The sequence below is a fragment of the Mammaliicoccus sp. C-M13 genome (assembly GCF_022386845.1).
GTDB classification, from domain to species: Bacteria; Bacillota; Bacilli; order Staphylococcales; family Staphylococcaceae; genus Mammaliicoccus; species Mammaliicoccus lentus.
Window position 1 is genome coordinate 55,946 of sequence record NZ_JAJNHQ010000009.1, and the last position, 21,434, is coordinate 77,379.

General features: G+C 34.9%; 35 protein-coding genes. 1 reads left to right on the top strand and 34 read right to left on the bottom strand.

The window, feature by feature from the left end:
- Positions 1–6: 6 nt before the first annotated feature.
- The 32 genes from LQ615_RS08400 to rpsJ all read right to left on the bottom strand — a co-directional run bounded on the left by LQ615_RS08400 (position 7) and on the right by rpsJ (position 16,938).
- On the bottom strand, positions 7–804 hold the full coding sequence (locus LQ615_RS08400) for an energy-coupling factor transporter transmembrane component T family protein (protein WP_064204190.1): 798 nt from the start codon (positions 802–804) through the stop codon (positions 7–9).
- Entirely contained in the window at positions 794–1,660 is an 867-nt protein-coding gene (locus LQ615_RS08405; RefSeq protein WP_016998826.1) for an energy-coupling factor transporter ATPase, read from the bottom strand. Before LQ615_RS08405 ends, LQ615_RS08400 begins: the two co-directional genes overlap by 11 nt.
- Complete coding sequence (locus LQ615_RS08410) at positions 1,657–2,463, bottom strand: energy-coupling factor transporter ATPase (protein WP_016998825.1); 807 nt, start codon at positions 2,461–2,463, stop codon at positions 1,657–1,659. Before LQ615_RS08410 ends, LQ615_RS08405 begins: the two co-directional genes overlap by 4 nt.
- A 366-nt stretch (positions 2,464–2,829) precedes the next feature.
- A complete protein-coding gene (gene rplQ, locus LQ615_RS08415; protein WP_016998824.1) occupies positions 2,830–3,195 on the bottom strand; it encodes a 50S ribosomal protein L17 in 366 nt (121 codons plus the stop codon).
- A 16-nt stretch (positions 3,196–3,211) separates the two neighbouring features.
- Positions 3,212–4,156 (bottom strand): DNA-directed RNA polymerase subunit alpha, encoded by a 945-nt coding sequence (locus LQ615_RS08420; RefSeq protein WP_064204192.1) that lies wholly within the window; start codon positions 4,154–4,156, stop codon positions 3,212–3,214.
- An 83-nt stretch (positions 4,157–4,239) separates the two neighbouring features.
- On the bottom strand, positions 4,240–4,629 hold the full coding sequence (rpsK, locus tag LQ615_RS08425; protein ID WP_016998822.1) for a 30S ribosomal protein S11: 390 nt from the start codon (positions 4,627–4,629) through the stop codon (positions 4,240–4,242).
- Positions 4,630–4,651: 22 nt separating this feature from the next.
- A complete protein-coding gene (gene rpsM / locus LQ615_RS08430; protein ID WP_016998821.1) occupies positions 4,652–5,017 on the bottom strand; it encodes a 30S ribosomal protein S13 in 366 nt (121 codons plus the stop codon).
- A 20-nt stretch (positions 5,018–5,037) separates the two neighbouring features.
- Positions 5,038–5,151 carry a 50S ribosomal protein L36 gene (gene rpmJ, locus LQ615_RS08435; RefSeq protein ID WP_003156543.1) on the bottom strand — a complete coding sequence of 38 codons (114 nt, stop codon included), beginning with the start codon at positions 5,149–5,151 and terminating at the stop codon, positions 5,038–5,040.
- Positions 5,152–5,183: 32 nt separating this feature from the next.
- Positions 5,184–5,402 carry a translation initiation factor IF-1 gene (gene infA / locus LQ615_RS08440; protein WP_001118443.1) on the bottom strand — a complete coding sequence of 73 codons (219 nt, stop codon included), beginning with the start codon at positions 5,400–5,402 and terminating at the stop codon, positions 5,184–5,186.
- 306 nt (positions 5,403–5,708) lie between these two features.
- The gene (locus tag LQ615_RS08445) at positions 5,709–6,359 is read right to left on the bottom strand and encodes an adenylate kinase (RefSeq protein ID WP_016998820.1); all 651 of its coding nucleotides are present in this window, start codon (positions 6,357–6,359) and stop codon (positions 5,709–5,711) included.
- 18 nt (positions 6,360–6,377) lie between these two features.
- A complete protein-coding gene (gene secY / locus LQ615_RS08450) occupies positions 6,378–7,679 on the bottom strand; it encodes a preprotein translocase subunit SecY (protein ID WP_016998819.1) in 1,302 nt (433 codons plus the stop codon).
- A complete protein-coding gene (gene rplO / locus LQ615_RS08455) occupies positions 7,679–8,119 on the bottom strand; it encodes a 50S ribosomal protein L15 (RefSeq protein WP_016998818.1) in 441 nt (146 codons plus the stop codon). The genes secY and rplO overlap by 1 nt, the downstream gene beginning before the upstream one ends.
- A 30-nt stretch (positions 8,120–8,149) precedes the next feature.
- Positions 8,150–8,329: a 50S ribosomal protein L30 gene (rpmD, locus tag LQ615_RS08460; RefSeq protein WP_016998817.1), complete on the bottom strand. Its 180-nt coding sequence runs from the start codon at positions 8,327–8,329 to the stop codon at positions 8,150–8,152.
- Between the two features lie 16 nt (positions 8,330–8,345).
- Positions 8,346–8,846 (bottom strand): 30S ribosomal protein S5, encoded by a 501-nt coding sequence (gene rpsE / locus LQ615_RS08465; RefSeq protein ID WP_016998816.1) that lies wholly within the window; start codon positions 8,844–8,846, stop codon positions 8,346–8,348.
- An 18-nt stretch (positions 8,847–8,864) separates the two neighbouring features.
- A complete protein-coding gene (rplR, locus tag LQ615_RS08470) occupies positions 8,865–9,227 on the bottom strand; it encodes a 50S ribosomal protein L18 (RefSeq protein WP_016998815.1) in 363 nt (120 codons plus the stop codon).
- Positions 9,228–9,254: 27 nt separating this feature from the next.
- Entirely contained in the window at positions 9,255–9,791 is a 537-nt protein-coding gene (gene rplF, locus LQ615_RS08475; RefSeq protein WP_016998814.1) for a 50S ribosomal protein L6, read from the bottom strand.
- Positions 9,792–9,820: 29 nt separating this feature from the next.
- Positions 9,821–10,219: a 30S ribosomal protein S8 gene (rpsH, locus tag LQ615_RS08480; protein WP_016998813.1), complete on the bottom strand. Its 399-nt coding sequence runs from the start codon at positions 10,217–10,219 to the stop codon at positions 9,821–9,823.
- 30 nt (positions 10,220–10,249) lie between these two features.
- Positions 10,250–10,435, bottom strand: coding sequence for a type Z 30S ribosomal protein S14 (locus LQ615_RS08485; RefSeq protein WP_016998812.1), 186 nt, complete (start codon positions 10,433–10,435; stop codon positions 10,250–10,252).
- 27 nt (positions 10,436–10,462) lie between these two features.
- Positions 10,463–11,002, bottom strand: a complete 540-nt coding sequence (rplE, locus tag LQ615_RS08490) for a 50S ribosomal protein L5 (protein WP_016998811.1) — start codon at positions 11,000–11,002, stop codon at positions 10,463–10,465.
- Positions 11,003–11,027: 25 nt separating this feature from the next.
- Positions 11,028–11,348 (bottom strand): 50S ribosomal protein L24, encoded by a 321-nt coding sequence (rplX, locus tag LQ615_RS08495; protein ID WP_064204193.1) that lies wholly within the window; start codon positions 11,346–11,348, stop codon positions 11,028–11,030.
- A gap of 43 nt (positions 11,349–11,391) precedes the next feature.
- Positions 11,392–11,760, bottom strand: a complete 369-nt coding sequence (gene rplN, locus LQ615_RS08500; protein WP_016998810.1) for a 50S ribosomal protein L14 — start codon at positions 11,758–11,760, stop codon at positions 11,392–11,394.
- 33 nt (positions 11,761–11,793) lie between these two features.
- Positions 11,794–12,057, bottom strand: coding sequence for a 30S ribosomal protein S17 (gene rpsQ, locus LQ615_RS08505; RefSeq protein ID WP_103268771.1), 264 nt, complete (start codon positions 12,055–12,057; stop codon positions 11,794–11,796).
- 23 nt (positions 12,058–12,080) lie between these two features.
- Entirely contained in the window at positions 12,081–12,296 is a 216-nt protein-coding gene (gene rpmC, locus LQ615_RS08510; RefSeq protein ID WP_016998808.1) for a 50S ribosomal protein L29, read from the bottom strand.
- Positions 12,286–12,720: a 50S ribosomal protein L16 gene (gene rplP / locus LQ615_RS08515; protein ID WP_070044890.1), complete on the bottom strand. Its 435-nt coding sequence runs from the start codon at positions 12,718–12,720 to the stop codon at positions 12,286–12,288. Before rplP ends, rpmC begins: the two co-directional genes overlap by 11 nt.
- Positions 12,721–12,722: 2 nt before the next feature.
- Positions 12,723–13,376, bottom strand: coding sequence for a 30S ribosomal protein S3 (rpsC, locus tag LQ615_RS08520; protein ID WP_016998806.1), 654 nt, complete (start codon positions 13,374–13,376; stop codon positions 12,723–12,725).
- Between the two features lie 28 nt (positions 13,377–13,404).
- Positions 13,405–13,770 (bottom strand): 50S ribosomal protein L22, encoded by a 366-nt coding sequence (rplV, locus tag LQ615_RS08525; protein ID WP_016998805.1) that lies wholly within the window; start codon positions 13,768–13,770, stop codon positions 13,405–13,407.
- 25 nt (positions 13,771–13,795) lie between these two features.
- Positions 13,796–14,074, bottom strand: coding sequence for a 30S ribosomal protein S19 (rpsS, locus tag LQ615_RS08530; RefSeq protein ID WP_016998804.1), 279 nt, complete (start codon positions 14,072–14,074; stop codon positions 13,796–13,798).
- Between the two features lie 63 nt (positions 14,075–14,137).
- Complete coding sequence (rplB, locus tag LQ615_RS08535; protein ID WP_016998803.1) at positions 14,138–14,971, bottom strand: 50S ribosomal protein L2; 834 nt, start codon at positions 14,969–14,971, stop codon at positions 14,138–14,140.
- Between the two features lie 32 nt (positions 14,972–15,003).
- Entirely contained in the window at positions 15,004–15,282 is a 279-nt protein-coding gene (rplW, locus tag LQ615_RS08540; protein ID WP_103268767.1) for a 50S ribosomal protein L23, read from the bottom strand.
- Positions 15,282–15,905 (bottom strand): 50S ribosomal protein L4, encoded by a 624-nt coding sequence (rplD, locus tag LQ615_RS08545; protein WP_064204194.1) that lies wholly within the window; start codon positions 15,903–15,905, stop codon positions 15,282–15,284. The genes rplW and rplD overlap by 1 nt, the downstream gene beginning before the upstream one ends.
- Before the next feature lie 29 nt (positions 15,906–15,934).
- Positions 15,935–16,597, bottom strand: a complete 663-nt coding sequence (gene rplC / locus LQ615_RS08550) for a 50S ribosomal protein L3 (protein WP_016998800.1) — start codon at positions 16,595–16,597, stop codon at positions 15,935–15,937.
- Positions 16,598–16,629: 32 nt separating this feature from the next.
- Positions 16,630–16,938: a 30S ribosomal protein S10 gene (gene rpsJ / locus LQ615_RS08555; protein WP_016998799.1), complete on the bottom strand. Its 309-nt coding sequence runs from the start codon at positions 16,936–16,938 to the stop codon at positions 16,630–16,632.
- Between the two features lie 313 nt (positions 16,939–17,251).
- On the opposite strand from rpsJ, the gene LQ615_RS08560 reads away from it, so the two are divergent.
- Positions 17,252–17,620 carry a hypothetical protein gene (locus tag LQ615_RS08560; protein WP_016998798.1) on the top strand — a complete coding sequence of 123 codons (369 nt, stop codon included), beginning with the start codon at positions 17,252–17,254 and terminating at the stop codon, positions 17,618–17,620.
- 32 nt (positions 17,621–17,652) lie between these two features.
- Here LQ615_RS08560 and LQ615_RS08565 read toward each other — a convergent pair whose 3' ends face one another.
- Both LQ615_RS08565 and LQ615_RS08570 read right to left on the bottom strand, forming a co-directional pair.
- Positions 17,653–18,987, bottom strand: a complete 1,335-nt coding sequence (locus LQ615_RS08565; RefSeq protein ID WP_218688327.1) for an NCS2 family permease — start codon at positions 18,985–18,987, stop codon at positions 17,653–17,655.
- Between the two features lie 206 nt (positions 18,988–19,193).
- Positions 19,194–21,329, bottom strand: coding sequence for a DNA topoisomerase III (locus LQ615_RS08570; protein WP_239703978.1), 2,136 nt, complete (start codon positions 21,327–21,329; stop codon positions 19,194–19,196).
- Positions 21,330–21,434: the final 105 nt, after the last annotated feature.

The following is a 21,434-nucleotide window of genomic DNA, read 5'->3' on the forward strand; positions in this document are numbered from 1 at the left end:
GGCACCTCAATTTCTTAATAAATATATAACAATTGCTATGATAATAATTGTTGATAATGCTAACGTATCTCTCATACGCCAATTTAACTTACGATATGTTGTTCTAACATTTGATGCATTATATCCTCTTGCTTCCATTGCTACTGCTAAGTCGTCTGCTCTCTTAAAAGCCGAAATAAACATAGGAATTAATAAAGGTATAATAGCTTTAAATCTATTCATAATACTTCCAGACGTAACATCTGAACCTCTTGATGTTTGAGCCTTTATTATTCTTTCCAATTCATCCATTAAAGTTGGGATAAACCTTAAAGATATAGACATCATCATAGCCATTTCGTGAACTGGAAACTTTATTTTTTTTAAGGGTCTTAGCATTGATTCTATTGCATCTGTTAAACTAATTGGGCTTGTAGTAAGGGTCATAATAGTTGAAATCATAACAAGTAACACAAGTCTTAATACAATAAATGTTCCTTGTACTACACCATTTTGTTCAACTGTAAATATTTTAAAATCAATGAGTACAGGACCACCTTTTGTTACGATTAAGTGCATGACGAATGTAAAGATAAATAGAATCATCACTGGAGTAAGACCTTTAATTAAAAACCAAAGTTTTATTTTTGATAAATACATAATGAATAAAACGGATAAAATCATGAAACAATAACTCAACCACGAATTACAAAAGAATATTAACACCATAAAAAGTAGTACAAAAATCATTTTCATTCGAGAATCAAGTTGGTGAATAATTGTATTACCAGGAATATAACGACCAATTATCAGTTTATCTGTCATGTTTCATCACCCACTTATCATACATATCTTTAAACATTTCTTCAGAAGTTGCAAGTTGATCAAATTGCATATTGTATTTGCGCTCAACTGCTTGTTGTAATTGGATGATTTTTGGAATATCTAAATGTGCTTGTCTCACTAATTCTTCATTAGTAAAAATATTAATAGGTTTATCTTCAGCTATTAATTCTCCTGCTTTAATCACTTTCACTTCATCTGCGTATTTCAAAACGATGTCCATTTGATGAGAAATAAGTATTACTGTAATACCTAAGTCCATTTGTATTTTTCTGAACAAATCCATCATGTCTTGTTGTCCTTTAGGGTCTAAGCCCACTGTAGGCTCATCAAGGACTAATATTTCAGGTTCCATAGCTAATACACCCGCGATAGCTATACGTCGTTTTTGGCCACCTGAGAGCTCGAATGGCGACTTCTTTAATAAAGCATGTTCCATACCTAATAAATCCATTAATTCTTCTGCTCTTTTAACTGCTTTATCTTTATCCATACCATAATTAAGTGGACCGAATATAATATCTTTTTCGACTGTATCTTCGAATAATTGATGTTCTGCAAATTGAAAAACGATACCAACCTTTTTACGAACAGGAGATAATTTCTTAGATTTTGTCTTTCTATTGATTTCTATTTCATCAATAGTTAACTGCCCTTCAGTTGGCTTTAATATTGCGTTTAAATGTTGGATTAGCGTAGATTTCCCCGACCCAGTTTGACCTACAACTGCATAAAATTTCGATTCGTTAAATGTGGTTGAAATATGATTTAACGCTCTATATTGAAATGGCGTTTTTAAACCATAGTCATAACTTACATTATTAAATATAATTTTCATAAGCGATTCACCAACTGTTCAAAAGATGAAAACGCGTAATTATTTAATAACAGGCTATTCATTCTCATTGCGAAAGGTAAATCTAATCCTATTTCAGTTAAATATGCCCCTTCTTTAAATATTTCTTCTGGGACATCTTGTTTATAAACTTTACCTTTATTCATAACGATAATTTCATCAGCTTCTACTGCTTCTTCTAAATCGTGTGTAATTGAAATGACTGTTAAGTGACGTTCATCTTGTATAGTTTTAATTAAATTCATGATGCTTTCTTTTCCTTCAGGGTCTAACATTGCTGTTGCTTCATCTAAAATAATGACATCTGGGGACATAGCTAAAATACCTGCAATTGCAACGCGCTGTTTTTGACCGCCTGACAAATGAGATGGCTCGAATGTCTTCATTTCTAACATACCTACTTCAGTTAATACTTGATCTACAATTGTATGCATAAGACTATATTCTATGCCTTGGTTCTCCATTCCAAACGCAACATCATACTCTACAGTAGAGCCTATAAACTGATTATCAGGATTTTGAAAAACGATACCGATATGTTTTCTAACTTCGTCGATATTTTCTTCAGATACTTTAATATCTTTTACAATAATATCTCCTTCATAATTATTGTTGATACCCATGAGCAATTTAGCAATTGTAGACTTACCTGAACCATTATGGCCAACGATTGATGTCCATTTACCGCGTTTTATATTAAATGTAACATTTTCCAATGCAGTAGGTTCATCTTCATCGTATTTAAATGTAACATTCGAGAACCTAATAATTTCGTTCTGCACCATCTATATTCATCCTTCGAAAATTAATTGTCTCTCTATTTTACAGCATCACGAAAGAAAAGTAATCATATATTGCTTTAAAATACTTTTAATTACTTAAGTTCAAATATAAAAATTAATGTTTGATTATCTTTTAATTTTTTCCATAAAAAAAATCCGTATAAACGGATTTAAAATAAAAAAGCGCGCACTCCACCATAGACGAGTTCACGCGATAAGTCATTCAAATGTGATGGAGTACTCTGAGCTAGACAATATCTATGTGTGGTAAACATTATCATTGCACTCATTTGCTTTGTGTGTGTGTGAAATAAACTGTATTTATAAAGAATGATTGAAGTGACTTGCGTCACTCCAATAAAGAATAAATTATACTAATTCAATAATTACTGACTCTGCTCCGTCACCGCGACGTGGTCCCACTTTCATAATACGAGTGTATCCACCTTGACGCTCTTCGTAACGAGGCGCAACATCATTGAATAATTTTTGTAAAACAGTAATTGTTTTGTCATCTTCTAGGATTTTAACATCACGTAATGTTTGAGCAGCTCTACGACGTGAAGCTAGATCACCTTTTTTACCTAAAGTAATTAAGTTATCGACAACTTTACGTAGTTCTTTAGCACGAGCTTCTGTAGTCTCGATGCGCTCAGAAACGATAAGTTGAGTAGCTAAGTCACGTAACATTGCTTTACGTTGATCCGAAGTACGACCTAATTTTCTGTAACCCATGAATTAACCTCCTTTATTAGTCTTCTTTTCTTAAACCAAGACCAAGATCTTCTAATTTATATTTAACTTCTTCTAGAGACTTACGACCTAAGTTTCTCACTTTCATCATATCTGCCTCAGATTTATCTGCTAATTCTTGTACAGAGTTAATTCCTGCACGTTTTAAACAGTTGTATGAACGCACTGATAGGTCTAATTCTTCTATAGACATTTCTAGTACTTTCTCTTTTTGATCTTCTTCTTTTTCAATCATAATTTCAGCATTTTGTGCTTCATCTGTTAAATTAACAAAAATGTTTAAGTGTTCAGTCATGATTTTAGCGCCTAAAGAAACTGCTTCTTGAGGAGATAAAGAACCATCTGTCCAAACATCTAAAGTTAATTTATCATAATCACTACTTTGCCCTACACGTGTGTTTTCAACAGTGTAATTAACACGATTTACTGGAGAATAAAGTGAGTCGATTGGAATGACACCAATTGGCAAATCACTTGTGTTATTTTTTTCCGCTAAAGCGTATCCGCGACCAGTATTAGCAATTAGACGTATTTTAAGGTGACCACCTTTAGATACAGTTGCAATCTTTAACTCTGGGTTTAAGATTTCAACATCACTATCATGCATAATATCTTTCGCAGTAACTTCACCTTCATCTTTAATATCGATTTCAAGTGTTTTATCTTCTTCAGAATAAATTTTAAGTGCTAATTTCTTGATGTTCATAATGATAGTCGTAACGTCTTCAACTACATTTTCGACTGCTGAGAATTCGTGAAGAACACCTTCAATTTCGATATTTTTAACTGCCGCACCTGGTAATGAAGATAATAGGATACGACGTAAGGAGTTGCCTAGTGTTGTACCATAACCACGTTCTAGCGGTTCAACAACGAACTTACCGAATGTAGAATCATCACTAACTTCTATTGTTTCAATTCTAGGTTTTTCGATTTCAATCATTATAAATATATCCTCCTTATAAACGTCGATTAAATTTTATTAATTTCTATCCAGTGACTTTTGAACTTATGAACTAACAAAAATTATACACGACGACGTTTTGGTGGACGACATCCGTTATGAGGTACTGGTGTAACGTCTCTAATAGCTGTAATTTCTAATCCAGCTGATTGTAACGCACGGATCGCTGATTCACGACCTGGGCCAGGACCTTTAACTGTAACTTCTACAGTTTTTAAACCATGTTCCATAGCAGTTTTTGAAGCTGTTTCTGAAGCCATTTGTGCTGCGAATGGAGTTGATTTTTTTGAACCTTTGAATCCTAACGCACCAGCTGAAGACCATGATAATGCATTACCGAAATCATCAGTGATCGTTACGATTGTATTGTTGAATGTTGAGCGAATGTGAGCAACACCACTTTCGATATTCTTTTTCACTCTACGTTTACGAGATACTTGTTTACGTGCCATTTATATGTGCCTCCTTTACTTATTATTTTTTCTTGTTCGCTACTGTTTTAACTGGTCCTTTACGCGTACGCGCATTGTTCTTAGTTTTTTGACCACGAACTGGTAAACCACGACGATGGCGGATACCACGATATGAAGCTATTTCCATTAAACGTTTAATGTTTAAGTTTGTTTCACGACGAAGGTCACCTTCAACTTTGTAGTTATCTACAACTTCACGGATACGACCTAATTCGTCATCTGTTAAATCACGAACACGTGTGTCTTCAGATACGTTTGCTTCTTTAAGAATTTGTTGTGCTGTTGTTTTTCCGATACCATATACGTAAGTTAACGAAATTACTATGCGTTTCTCACGTGGTACGTCAATACCTGCAATACGAGCCATTTATTTACACCTCTCTTTTATTAGCCTTGTTTTTGTTTGTGTTTTGGATTTTCACAAATCACCATTACTTTACCTTTACGACGAATAACTTTACATTTTTCGCAAATTGGTTTTACTGATGGTCTTACTTTCATCTTTGTATACCTCCTTGTATTTGGAGTGACGATTATTTATAACGATAAGTGATTCTTCCGCGTGTTAGGTCATACGGAGACATTTCAACTGTTACTTTGTCGCCAGGTAGAATTCTAATATAATTCATTCGAATTTTACCACTCACGTGTGCCAAAATTTCATGTCCATTTTCTAATTCTACTTTAAACATAGCGTTTGGTAAAGTATCTAATACAGTACCTTCTAATTCGATTACATCTTGTTTAGCCATGATCATTTCCCCCTTTTTCTATTCATTATCGTGAAATACTAATTGTATTTCATGTTTTAAAACCTGGTCCAAAATACGAGACATACTTTAGGTGATTAAATCACATAGAATAAGCACAGGTTTATAAAATTGGGATGATTTTAATACTTAAGATTTGCATTCGACAACACTTCAAATACTTATCGCTTTTAGTAATCACTCCGATTGTATTTCAAAAACCTAAATACTGTCTTGATCCTTAAAATTGAACGCTAACACGCGTTCAAGAACCACCTAAAGCTAGGCGAATTCGGGGTGAAAGCGTCATTACTTTAATGTTTCAAGAATTTGAATAACATCTTCAGTAACATTTTCAATTTCACGAGAACCATCGATGTTTTTCAAAACACCTTGATTTTCATAGAAATCTAAAAGTGGTTTTGTTTGTTTAACATTAACACTTAAACGATTTGCTACTGTCTCAGGATTATCATCTTCACGTTGGTATAGTTTACCGCCATCAAGATCACAGATGCCTTCAACTTTTGGTGGATTAAATACTAAATGATAAGTTGTTCCACATACTTCACAAATACGTCTGCCAGTTAAACGATTCATAAGTTCTTCTTCAGGCACTTGGATGTTAATTACTGCATCAACTTCACGACCTAAGCTACTTAATATATCATTTAATGCATCAGCTTGTTCTACTGTACGAGGAAAACCATCTAGTAAGAATCCTTTTTTCGCATCTTCTTCAGCAAGTCTTTCTCTAACGATACCTATAGTCACTTCATCTGGAACAAGTTCCCCACGATCCATATAAGATTTCGCTTGTTTACCAAGGTCAGTCTCTTCTTTAATCGCTTTACGGAACATATCACCAGTTGAGATATGGGGAATAGGGTATTTCTTAACAATTTCACTCGCTTGAGTTCCTTTACCTGCACCAGGTAAACCCATTAAAATGATGTTCATAAATGCCCTCCTACTTGTTTATCGTCTTCTAAAGCCTCTATACTCTCGTTGATTAAGTTGAGCTTCTAAAGTTTTCATTGTTTCAATAGCAACACCGATAACGATTAGTAAGCTTGTACCACCAACTTGTATAGCTTGTGGTAAGTTCATTAACTTAATAGCTAAAATTGGAATTATAGAAATTACAGCTAAGAAAATTGAACCAACAAATGTTAAACGATAGAGCACTCTAGTGATATATTTTTTAGTTTGTTCGCCAGGTCTAATACCCGGTACATAACTACCTTGTTTTTGTAAGTTTTCTGCCATTTTTTCAGGATTAACTTGAACAAATGCATAAAAGTAGGCGAAAGCTATAATTAAAATAACATAGACTATCATTCCAATATTATGAGATGGATCTGCATATCTAGTAACTGTTTGCGCCCAATCTTGTTCTGGGAAGAACAATGTTAAGGTTTTTGGCAACATGAAAAATGCCATTGCAAAAATTACAGGTATAACACCAGCTGCATTAACTTTTAAAGGTAAATATGTTGCTTTTGCAGATAATCCTGCACCTGAACCTTGTTGTTGACGTTTAGCATATTGAATTGGAATTTTACGAATAGCTTGTAGTACATATACTGCACCAACTGTAAGTAAAACCATACCAACAAATAAACCAATCGCTTTTAACCAAGCCATTGTAGTATCATCTGCACCAACAAAGCTTTGTTGGTAAAATTGTATTAATGAGTTTGGTAATGAAGATAATATACCGGCAAAGATAATAATTGAAATACCATTACCTACACCGAATTGTGTTATCTGCTCACCTAACCACATTAAGAAAGCTGTTCCAGCTGTTAATACGAGTGCAATTAAAACATAATTTAAAACTGAAGTATTTTGAATTAAATTACCGCCAAGCATATTATTAAATGAATATGACATACCTAAACCTTGAACGAAAGCTAAAACAATCGTGAAATAACGCGTAAATTGATTAATCTTTTTACGTCCTACCTCACCTTGTTTAGCCCACTCAGTGAATTTAGGCACAACATCCATTTGTAATAACTGCATTACAATTGAAGCAGTAATATAAGGCATAATACCCATAGCTAAAATTGAGAAGTTCTGCAAGGCACCTCCACCGAATGTATTAAACAAATCGGTAATACCTTGCGAACCTTTATTTTGATTAAAAGCATCTGGATTAACGCCAGGAGCTGGAATATAAGTCCCAACTTTGAATATAACGAGCATTGCTAGTGTGAATAATATCTTGTTACGAATGTCTTTAGTCTTCAAAAAACTAACGATCGTTTCAAACATTAGATCACCTCATGCGTTCCGCCCTTACCTTCGATTGCTTCAATTGCTGAAGCTGAGAATTTATGAGCTTGTATTGTTAATTTCTTTTCTAATGAACCGTTTCCTAATACTTTGATACCTGATTTCTCAGATTTCACTACACCTGATTCAACTAATAATGCAGGTGTGATTTCAGTTCCATCTTCGAAACGATTTAATTGGTCTAAATTAACAATTGCATAATCTTTACGGTTGATGTTAGAGAATCCACGTTTTGGTAAACGACGGAATAATGGTAATTGACCACCCTCGAAACCTAAACGAGTACCGCCACCTGAACGTGCTTTTTGACCTTTATGTCCACGTCCACTTGTTTTACCGTTACCTGTTGCCATACCACGACCAACACGGTTACGCTCTTTACGAGCACCTTCAACTGGTTTCAATTCATGTAATTTCATTTTGGCACCTCCTTAATACTTTGATTATTATTATTGTTCAGTAACTTTGATTAAGTGATTAATTTTCTCGATTTGCCCACGAATCGCAGGATTGTCTTCAACTATAACAGTTGAGTTTGTCTTTTTTAGTCCTAACGCTTGAACTGTCTTACGTTGAGTTTCAGGGCGACCTATAATGCTACGAGTGAGGGTAATTTCTAATTTAGCCATAGTGTTTTTTCCCTCCTTAATTTAATAATTCTTCTACTGATTTACCGCGTAGACTAGCTACTTGTTCGGCATTTTTAAGTTCTTTAAGTCCTTCAATTGTAGCACGAACCATATTGATTGGTGTGTTTGAACCTAATGATTTACTTAAGATATCAGTGATACCAGCAAGTTCTAATACCGCACGAACTGGTCCACCTGCAATAACACCTGTACCAGGTGCTGCTGGTTTAATTAAAACATTACCTGCACCAAAACGTCCAATAACTTGGTGAGGAGTCGTTCCTTCAACACGTGGAACTGTTACTAAATCTTTTTTAGCAGCTTCTACTGCTTTTTTAATAGCTTCAGGTACTTCTTGTGCTTTACCTGTACCGAAACCTACGCGACCATTTTTGTCTCCAACAACTACTAAAGCTGTGAAACGGAAACGACGACCACCTTTAACTACTTTAGCTACACGGTTAATCGTAACTACGCGCTCTTCAAATTCTTTAACTTCTTGTTCTTTACGACGCATGAGTGTCCCTCCTTTAAATTAAAATTGAAGTCCGTTTTCGCGAGCTGCATCAGCTAATGCTTGAATACGTCCGTGATATAAATATCCTCCACGGTCAAATACTACAGCTTCAACGCCTTTTTCTGACGCACGTTTTGCAACGCTTTCGCCAACTTTAGCTGCAGCTTCTACATTACCTGATTGCTCTATATTTAAGTCTTTATCTAAACTTGATGATTGAGCGATTGTAACACCGTTTACGTCATCAATAACTTGAGCATAAATATGTTTGTTTGAACGATAAACATTTAAACGTGGTTTTTCGCTTGTTCCAGCTAATTTAGAACGCACGCGAGCATGTCTTTTCAAACGAACTTTATTTTTGTCGATTTTAGCGATCATGTTAGTGCTCCTTTCTTATCTTAGTGATTACTTACCAGTTTTACCTTCTTTTTGACGAACATATTCGCCTTCGTAACGAATACCTTTACCTTTATAAGGTTCTGGTGGACGGATTGAACGGATGTAAGATGCAACAGCACCAACACGTTCCTTAGAAATACCTTCTACTTTAATTTTAGTGTTTTTATCTACTGATAATGTGATACCATCTTCAGCAGTAATTTCAACTGGGTGAGAATATCCTACGTTAAGGATGATGTTATTACCTTGCATTTGAGCACGGTAACCTACACCGATAAGTTCTAAGTTTTTCTCAAAACCTTTAGATACACCTTCGATCATGTTAGCGATCAATGCACGAGTTGTGCCATGTACTGTTTTGTGTTCTATAGAGTCAGATGGACGAACAACTTCTAAAGTGTTCTCCTCTTGTTTATATGTCATTTCTTCATTAAAAGTACTAGTTAATTCACCTTTAGATCCTTTTACTGTAATCGTGTTACCTTCGATAGCAACAGTTACGTCTGAAGGAATCTCAATAATTTTCTTTCCAACACGGCTCATTATGTGGGCACCTCCTTATAATTTTATAATTACCAGATATAAGCTAATACTTCTCCACCGATTCCACGTTGTCTAGCAACTTTATCAGTTACAACACCTTCAGATGTAGAGACAAGTGCAATACCTAAACCGTTAAGAACTCTTGGAATCTCGTCAGCTTTAGCATAAACACGTAAACCTGGTTTAGAAATACGTTTTAAACCTGTGATAACACGCTCGTTGTTTTGACCATATTTTAGGAACATACGGATAACACCTTGCTTATCATCTTCGATATATTCTACGCTTTTTACGAATCCTTCGTTTTTAAGGATTTCAGCGATTTCTTTTTTAATGTTTGATGCAGGTAACTCTAATTTTTCGTGACGTACCATGTTTGCGTTACGTACGCGAGTTAACATATCTGCAATTGGATCTGACATTGTCATTTGTGTATCCTCCTTTCATTCTTTTGAGTTTTACCAACTAGCTTTACGTACGCCAGGGATTTGGCCTTTGTACGCTAGTTCACGGAAACAAATACGACAAAGTTTGAATTTACGGTATACTGAATGTGGACGTCCACAACGTTCACAACGCGTATATTCACGAACTCCGAATTTTTGTTTACGTTGTTGTTTAGCGATCATTGATTTTTTAGCCACTTAATTAGCCTCCTTTATAATTAGAGATTACTTTTGAAATGGCATACCGAATTGTGTTAACAATTCACGAGCTTCCTCGTCAGTGTTAGCAGTTGTTACGATAACGATATCCATTCCGCGTACTTTACTTACTTTATCATAGTCGATTTCAGGGAAAATTAATTGTTCTTTAACACCTAATGTGTAGTTACCGCGACCGTCAAATGCTTTTTTAGAGATACCGCGGAAGTCACGTACACGTGGTAATGAAACTGAGATTAATTTATCAAAGAATTCATACATTCTTTCTCCACGTAATGTTACTTTTGCACCGATTGGCATACCTTCACGAAGACGGAAAGTCGCAATTGATTTTTTTGCTTTAGTTACTACTGGTTTTTGACCAGTGATTGATTGCAATTCTTCAACAGCTGAATCTAAAACTTTAGAGTTTTGAACCGCATCACCGATACCCATATTTACTACGATTTTTTCGATTTTTGGTACTTCCATTACTGAGCTGTAGTTAAATTTCTTAACTAATTCAGATGAAATTTCATTATTAAACTTTTCTTTTAAACGTGTCAAAGTGGATCCTCCTTTCACTTAATAATTATTCTTTTGATGATTTAATTTCTTCGCCTGATTTTTTAGCGATACGAACTTTTTTACCATCTACTACTTTGAATCCAACACGAGTTGGTTCGTTTGTCTTAGGATCTAGTAATTGAACGTTTGATACATGGATAGTACCTTCTGTTTCTAAGATACCACCTTCTGGATTGAACTGAGTTGGTTTCTGGTGTTTTTTAATAACGTTCACACCTTCTACAACTACGCGTTCTTTCTTAGGTAATGCTTCTAAAACTTTACCAGTTTTACCTTTATCTTTACCTGAGATAACGATTACGTTGTCACCTTTACGTACGTGCATGTGTAGGCACCTCCTTAGGAATTTTGTTTTTTATCATTATAGATTAAAGTACCTCTGGCGCTAGAGAAACTATCTTCATGAAGTTACCTTCACGTAATTCACGCGCTACAGGACCGAATATACGTGTACCACGTGGACCTTTGTCATCACGAATGATTACACATGCATTTTCGTCAAATTTGATGTATGAACCATCTTCACGGCGTACACCTGTTTTAGTACGAACAACAACAGCTTTAACGACTTCACCTTTTTTAACAACGCCGCCTGGTGTAGCATTTTTAACAGTAACAACGATAACGTCACCAATGTTTGCTGTTTTACGACCAGTTCCGCCTAAAACTTTGATTGTTAATACTTCACGAGCACCAGAGTTGTCTGCCACTTTTAAACGTGTTTCTTGTTGGATCATCTTTGTTTGACCTCCCTTATCTTTATACTTCTATTAAATAATTACTGATTCTTCAACGATTTCAACTAGACGGAAATGCTTAGTTGATGATAAAGGACGTGTTTCTGCAATCTTAACGATATCGCCCATTTTTGCTGAATTATTTTCATCATGAGTTTTATATTTTTTTGAATATTTGATTCGTTTACCATATAATTTATGAGTTTTGTAAGTTTCTACAACTACTGTAATAGTTTTATCCATTTTATCTGAAACTACTTTACCAACGTAAACTTTGCGGTCATTTCTTTCGCTCACAGTAATGAACCTCCTTTACTTGATTATTTATTATCTGCTGCTTTCTCTTCTTCGATTTCTCTTTCGCGAACGATTGTTTTCAAACGTGCAATCGTTTTTTTAACTTTTCGAATGTTAGCAGTCTCTTCAAGTTGACCAGTTGCTAACTGAAAGCGTAAGTTGAATAATTGTTCTTTAGCTTCTTTAATTTCTTTTTCAATTTCAGTAGTGGTTAAATTTCTGATATCCTTAGCTTTCATTTGTGTCACCACCCAATTCTTCACGTTTTACAAACTTAGATTTAACTGGAAGTTTGTGTGCAGCAAGACGTAATGCTTCACGTGCTACTTCTTCTTGAACACCTGCAACTTCGAACAAGATACGTCCTGGTTTAACTACTGCTACCCAACCTTCAACTGCACCTTTACCAGAACCCATACGTACTTCTAAAGGTTTTTTAGTGTAAGGTGTATGTGGGAATATTTTGATCCATACTTTTCCGCCACGTTTCATATAACGTGTCATTGCGATACGAGCTGATTCAATTTGACGAGATGTAATCCAAGCTGCTGATTGAGCTTGTAAGCCATACTCACCAAATGTTACTTCATTTCCGCCTTTTGAACGACCAGTTGTTTTAGGACGATGTTGACGACGGAATTTAACACGTTTTGGTAATAACATTATTATTTTCCTCCTTCACTAGACTTCTTTGTAGGAAGAACTTCTCCACGGTAGATCCATACTTTAACACCTAGTTTACCGTACGTAGTGTCGGCTTCTTCATGTGCGAAATCAATGTCTGCACGTAGTGTATGAAGTGGAACAGTTCCTTCTGAATATTGTTCTACACGAGCGATATCCGCGCCACCTAGACGACCAGATACTTGTGTTTTGATACCTTTAGCACCCAATTTCATTGCACGTTGGATTGCTTGTTTTTGAGCACGACGGAAAGATACACGATTTTCTAATTGACGAGCAATGTTACCCGCAACTAATGTAGCATCTAAATCAACTTTTTTGATTTCGATAACGTTGATGTGTACTTTTTTGTTAGTCAATGCGTTTAATTTATTACGTAATTTTTCTATTTCTGAACCGCCTTTACCAATAACCATTCCTGGCTTACCAGTGTGGATTGCAATATTGATGCGGTTTGCTGCACGTTCAATTTCAACACTTGAAACTGAAGCTTCTTTTAATGCTTCTGCGATATATTTACGAACTTTTAAGTCTTCATGTAAAAGTGTTGCGAAGTCTTTATCTGCATACCACTTTGCTTCCCAGTCACGAATTACACCGACACGAAGTCCGATTGGATTAATTTTTTGACCCACTATATTCCCTCCTTAATGATTTGGTTAATTATGCTTCTTTAACTTCTTTAGCTTCTTTAACTTCTTTTTCGCCAACTACGATTGTGATGTGGCTAGTACGTTTGTTAATCGCACTTGCACGACCTTGTGCACGTGGACGGAAACGTTTTAATGTAGGTCCTTCATTAGCGTAAGCTTCTCTTACTACTAAAGTATCAGGATTTAAATCATAGTTATGTTCTGCATTTGCTAATGCTGACATTAATAATTTTTCAACAACAGGTGATGTTGCTTTATTCGTTAATTTTAAGATGGCAATTGCTTCTGCCACTTCTTTACCTCTAATAAGATCTAAAACTAATCTCACTTTACGAGGTGCGATTCTTATTGTTCTAGCAACCGCTTTTGCTTCCATTGTGACTTCCTCCTCTTTTTAGAAATTAGCGTTTAGTCTTTCTGTCGTCTGCAGCGTGCCCTTTATAAGTACGTGTAGGAGCAAACTCTCCTAATTTATGACCAACCATGTCTTCAGTAATGAAAACTGGTACGTGTTTACGACCATCATATACTGCAATTGTATGTCCTATAAAATTAGGGAATACTGTTGAACGACGAGACCATGTTTTAATAACTGATTTTTTTTCACCTTCGTTTTGAGCTTCAACTTTTTTCATTAAATGATCATCAACGAAAGGTCCTTTTTTAAGACTACGAGCCATTATGGCGCCTCCCTTCTTATTATTGCGCGCGGCATTTAAGCCGCACACGTAAATAAGGTATTATTATTTTTTCTTACGACCACGAACGATAAATTTAGATGAACGTTGGCTTTTCTTACGAGTTTTCTTACCAAGTGTTGGTTTGCCCCATGGAGACATTGGTGAATCAAGACCGATTGGTGTACGACCTTCACCACCACCGTGTGGGTGATCGTTAGGGTTCATTACAGAACCACGAACTGTAGGACGTTTACCCATCCATCTAGTACGGCCGGCTTTACCAACTGTGATTAATTCGTGAGCAATGTTACCAACTTGTCCGATTGTAGCACGGCAAGTAGATAAAATCATACGAACCTCACCTGATTTAAGACGAACTAGTACGTATTTACCTTCTTTACCAAGTACTTGAGCACTTGTACCAGCAGAACGAACTAATTGTCCACCTTTACCTGGTTTTAATTCGATATTGTGAATTGTAGTACCAACTGGGATATCTTGTAATGCTAATGCGTTACCTAATTTGATATCTGCTTCTGGACCATTGAAAATTTCTTGTCCTACTTTTAAACCTTTAGGAGCAAGGATATATCTTTTCTCACCATCTGCGTATACTACTAATGCAATATTAGCAGAACGGTTTGGATCATATTCAACTGTTGTTACTTTAGCTGGAATTCCATCTTTGTTACGTTTGAAATCAATTACACGGTATTGACGTTTATGACCGCCACCTCTGTGACGAACTGTCAATTTACCTTGGTTGTTACGTCCCGCTTTTCTCGGAAGCGGTTGTAATAATGATTTTTCAGGAGTCGTTGATGTGATTTCAGCGAAATCTGAAGAAGTCATATTACGACGACCATTTGTAATTGGCTTATACTTTTTAAGAGCCATTGTCGTTTTACCTCCTTAATGGTAATTATTTATTAGTTGAAAAAGTCGATTGATGAACCGTCTTTTAGAGTTACGATTGCTTTACGACGTTTGTTAGTGAAACCATTGTAACGACCAACACGTTTAGCTTTCGCTTTAATGTTCATGATGTTAACTGAGTCTACTTTAACGTCGAAAATTTCTTCGATTGCGATTTTAACTTGTGTCTTATTTGCACGAGTATCTACATCAAATGTGTATTTGTCTAATCCCATATCTGATGAAGATTTCTCTGTGATTACGGGGCGCTTAATAACATCTCTTGCTTCCATTATCCGAGCACCTCCTCTACTTTATCCACAGCTGCTTTTGTTATTACGACTTTGTTAGCGTCTAAAATATCTAAGACGTTTAAACTTTGAGCGTCAATAACTTTTACACTTGGAATGTTACGAGCTGATAATTCAACATTGTTATCTAAAGCATCAACGATGAATAATACTTTTTTAGAAAGTTCTAAGTTGCTCATTACATTTTTTAATTCTTTAGTTTTAGGAGCATCAAAATTGAATGCTTCTAATACTGCTAATTCGTTATCATTTGCTTTTGCAGATAATGCAGAACGTAATGCTAAACGACGCATTTTCTTAGGCATTTTGTAAGAATAGCTTCTTGGTGTTGGTCCGAATACGATACCACCACCACGCCATTGTGGCGCACGAATTGTACCTTGACGAGCACGTCCTGTACCTTTTTGTTTCCAAGGTTTACGTCCACCACCACGAACTGCTGAACGATTTTTAACTGCATGAGTACCTTGGCGTAATGAAGCGCGTTGTAAGTTAACTGCTTCAAATAATACGTGTTGGTTTGGTTCGATACCAAATACACTATCATTTAATTCGATAGATCCTGATTTAGAACCATCTACTTTTAATACATCAAAATTAGCCATAATGTTGTTTCCTCCTTTCACCTAAATAATTATTTATTACCTTTTTTGATTGAAGTTGTAAGTTTTACTAAGCCTTTTTTAGGACCTGGAACATTTCCTTTTACAAGGACTACATTGTTCTCTGCATCTACTTTAACGATTTCTAAGTTTTGCATAGTTACTGTGTTTGCTCCCATACGGCCAGGTAATCCTTTACCTTTGAATACTTTAGAAGCATCTGAAGCCATACCCATTGAACCAGGGCTTCTGTGGAAATGAGAACCGTGACTCATTGGTCCACGTGCGAAGTTATGGCGTTTAATTGAGCCTTGGAAACCTTTACCTTTAGAAACGCCTGTTGCATCAATAATGTCTCCTGCTTGGAATGTATCTACAGTGACTTCTTGACCTACCTCGTATGCTGAAACATCTATGTTTCTGAATTCACGAGTGAAGCGCTTAGGTGCTGAACCAGCTTTTTTAGCATGTCCTTCAGCAGCTTTAGTAGCATATTTATTAGATTTACGATCTTTTTTATATGCTTGTTTGTCTTCAAAACCGATTTGTAGAGCGTTATAGCCATCTACTTCTTCAGTTTTCTTTTGTAATACAACGTTTTGACTAGCTTCTACTACAGTTACTGGTATTAATTCACCATTTTCTGCGAATACTTGAGTCATTCCAATTTTTCTTCCTAAGATTCCTTTGGTCATCGAAAGTCGCACCTCCTGTTATTTTGAATGAATTATAATTTGATTTCGATGTCTACACCAGATGGTAAGTTTAAGCCCATAAGAGCATCAACTGTTTTAGGTGTAGGGTTAAGAATGTCGATTAAACGTTTATGCGTACGTTGTTCGAATTGCTCACGTGAATCTTTGTATTTGTGAACGGCACGGATTACTGTATAAACTGATTTTTCAGTTGGTAACGGAATCGGACCAGACACTTGAGCTCCTGAACGTTTAGCAGTTTCAACAATTTTCTCTGCTGATTGATCGATCATGCGGTGATCATACGCTTTTAAACGGATACGAATTTTTTGTTTTGCCATAATTTTCCCTCCTTGTTCGTCTACTTTATAGTGATAGACTTCTCCACGAAAACTCTCTTACACACCGCCATGGCAAAGCGGCCGGGTGTGTCAGTAACCTCTCGCTTCATCGCTTCTTAAAGTCCAACATTAGATATGATACATGATTTGCATCCATTAATCAATAGATAATCATATATTTCTCTAAGTTTTATCTAGCACATACCCATGTATTATAACGGAATTCTTTTACCTTTTCAATAGATAATTTAAAATAGATAATTTGTAATCTAAATGTTATAATGTAAAAAGTATTTTAACAGGTGGTGAAAACATGAAAAGAGGAATCAAGTCAGTATTACTTGTTCTTTCTATTATATTAGTAATTTCTGAACTTTTATTAGCTATTCCTTTTATAGGTGGGAGCATTGTTCTTTCAACTGGTTATAATGCCCTTGTATTTAATGGTTCTTTATATTTCATATCTACATTGATATTGTTAATAGATAATCAAAATTCTGTCAAAGCTATTTTTGTCATACCTTTAATAGGATTAATTGCGAGTTTTATTTCTATCATTCCCGTTGTTGGATGGTTATTACACATATTAATGGTCGTATTAATGGTTATTTTCTTATTTACAATTATAATAGCCCCTGTGTACATTCCATCTAAATCGTTCAAAACTACTTATAAAGATTAAAAAAGTCACGCGCTTATGCACGTGACTTTTTTTTATGAATGAACAAACATGAAATATGCTACGAATACAAAGAATAAACCATACATTATAGGATGTATTTCTTTGTGTCTCTTTGCAACGATCATAGTAATAGGATAGAAAATAAATCCGCATGCTATACCTGTCGCAATTGAATAAGTTAATGGCATCATAATCATAGTTAAAAATGCCGGTACTGCTATTTCGAATTTCTGCCAATCAATTTTACCTAGGTTGCTTACCATTAACACACCAACAATAACTAATGCCGGTGCTGTTACAGCACTTGTAACAACTGACATTAATGGAGAGAATAATAACGCGGCTAAGAAACAAAGACCGGTTACTACGCTTGCAAAACCTGTTCTTGCACCTACAGCAACACCTGCGCTTGATTCGATATAGCTTGTAGTTGTAGATGTACCGAAAATAGCCCCTACTATAGTAGCTAATGAATCTGAGAATAGTGCTTTTCCAGCTCTAGGTAACTTATTATCTTTCATTAAACCTGCTTGGTTTGCTACTGCAACTAATGTACCTGCTGTATCAAAGAAATCAATAAATAAGAAAGTTAATACAACGATTAAGAATTGCACATTAAATATAGTAGATAAATCTCCAAAAGCTTCAAATGCTGCACCGAATGTTGGTGCAACACTTGGTACTTTACCTACCACGCTACTTGGCATGTCGATTAAGCCTGTTATTAATCCACCAACTGCCGTTAATACCATACCAATAAAAATAGATCCTGGAATTTTTTTCGCCATCAATATAATAGTGATGATAATCCCGAATACTGCTAATAATACTTCTGGATTGTGCATTGTACCTAAAGTTACTAAAGTAGAATCTTCTTTTTGAACAATACCTGCTCCTTGTAAACCTACAAATGTTATAAATAAACCTATACCTGCTGAAACTGCCATCTTAAGTTCAAACGGTATAGCATTAATGATAACTTCCCTTAACCCACTCATTGTTAGAAAAGCAAATATCACACCTGAAAATAGTACACCCGTTAATCCTGTTTGCCATGGAATACCCATAGTTAATACTACTGTAAACGCAAAAAATGCATTTAATCCCATACCTGGTGCTAAACCAATTGGGTATTTAGCTATAATTCCCATGAATAAACAACCAACTAACGCTGCTAATGCTGTCGCTACGAATACTGCACCTTGATCCATTCTCATAGAATCAGGTATATTTTCAACACTAGCTAAACTTAACATTGAAGGGTTAACTGCTAATATGTATGCCATTGATAGAAATGTTGTTAGCCCACCTAGTATCTCTCGCTTATAACTTGTGCCTAGCTCATCAAATTTAAAGTATCGTTTCATTTCAAGACTCCTTTATTAATTTCAACACTGTACATTGTATTACTGTAATGTTTAAAAATCAATACCTTTACGAACATTGATTAAAAACATTCACATTATGTTCGTATTTGTAACTACAAAGCAATTTGAATCGTAATTCCTTCATTATATATAAATAAAAAACATCAACAATGACATTTCGTACGTAACATTGTTGATGTTTAATTTTATAATTTTAAATCTTTTAAGGCATCTTTAAATGGATTATTTTCAACTTCTTCATTTTTCATATATTTGTTCATTTCTTTTTTACTGATTTTACCTGTCTTTTTATTTTTAAGTCTTTTATCCATGTGTTCTTGCGATTCAGTATGTCCACATACACAACGATACACTGCCGTTTTCCCTGTACCATATAACGTAAGTTTCTTCTTACAGTTTGGACATCTAGCATTTGTAACTCTTTGTTGATTTTTCTTCGTTTTACAAGTAGGGTCCTGGCAAACTAACATTTGGCCATTTTTCGTTTTAACTTTTAACATGAATTTCCCGCACGTAGGACATTCTGTAGCCGTTAAATTATCATGCTTAAATTTGTCATCGCTATTTTTTATATCAGAAATAATCTCTTTCGTAAAACTTCTCATCTCTTTCATAAAAGCTTCTTTCTGATACTGACCTTTTTCAATTTGTGTAAGTTTCATTTCCCATTCAGCAGTTAATGCCGGAGATGTTAGTTGCTCAGGTGCTAAGTTTAATAATTGTTTGCCTTTAGGTGTTATTTTAATTTTACCTTGCACAGCTTCTATAACATTAGAACTATATAACTTTTCGATAATATCTGCTCGTGTAGCTACAGTACCTATTCCACCAGTTTCATTTAATGTTTTAGACATTTTCTTATCATTCAAGTTAAAGAATAATTGTGGTGATTCCATAGCTTTTAATAATGTTCCTTCATTAAAGTAAGCTGGTGGCTCTGTGTCTTTTCCAATGACATTTACTTTTTGGATGACCACTTGTTCGTGTTCCTTAAATGGTAATGCTTTAACAACCGCTTCTTCTTGATGAATTGCTTTAAAACCTAAATCAATTGCTACTTCTTGAACCAATTTAAAAGTCTCACCTTCTACAGTTAAATCAACAGTTGTTTCTTCATATTGATATGGTGGAAGTAATACTTCTAAAAATCGCTCAGCTACTAGCATATATATTTTTTGTTCTCTCGGTGATAATTGATCCATATTTGCTCTAACTTCTGTTGGAACAATTGCGTGATGATCCGATACTTTTGTATTATCAACAAAATGTTTCCCTGCGCGTATTTCTTTTTTAATTAACGGTACAGTATATGATTTTAATGGTGTAGCAGTTAAAGTAGACACCCTATCTTTTAATGATGAAACCATATCACTTGTTAAATAGTTTGAGTCTGTTCTTGGATAAGTTAAAACTTTATGTTGTTCGTATAAAGTTTGCATAGTATTTAACGTTTCCTTAGCGCTCATCTTATAGCGTTGGTAAGCTGTTTGTTGAAGGCTAGTTAAATCGTATAATTTTTGAGGGTATTTAGTTTTCTTCTTTTTATTAACTTTTTTAATTTCGCCTTTTTTATTTTGTAATTTATTTTTCAAGCTTTCGATTTTTTCTTTATCAAAAATACGGTCACTATTTTGTGTAAGCCATTTGAATTTATAACCGTCCACTTCAACGTTCATCTGATAATATCTTTCAGGTTTAAATGACTGTATTTCGTCTTGTCTCATCTTAACAAGATTCAATGTTGGTGTTTGCACTCTACCACAAGATAATTGTGCATCGTATTTAGTAGTTAGTGCTCGTGTTGCGTTTATTCCAACAATCCAGTCCGCTTCACTTCTACATAATGCTGCTTTATATAAATTGTCATATGCTTTACCAGGTTTTAAATTCTTGAATCCTTCTCTAATTGCCTTTTCAGTAACTGAGCTAATCCATAATCTTTTTATTGGTTTCTTTATTTTAGCTTTTTCGATAATCAATCTTGCTACTAACTCACCTTCTCGCCCCGCGTCAGTTGCAATGATTATTGATTGAACGTCATCACGTTTCATTAAATGTTGTACAGTATTAAACTGACTGCGCGTCTTTTTAATAACAACATGTTTCATATAATCAGGGATAATAGGAAGTTCACTTAATTTCCATTCTTTAAATTTCTTATCATATTCCTCTGGTGTTGCATTCGTAACTAAATGACCTAACGCCCATGTCACAATATATTGTTTGTTCTCGAAATAACCTTTCTTTTGATCATTCACGCCCATTGCTTTAGCAATGTCACGACCAACAGATGGTTTTTCAGCAAGAATTAATGCTTTCATAATTATTTCACCCATTCTTTTTTCATTCTTATTAGTATAACACGGATGATTATCCATCTAAAGTTATCAAAAACTTTTATAACAAGACAATTAATCGTATAATAG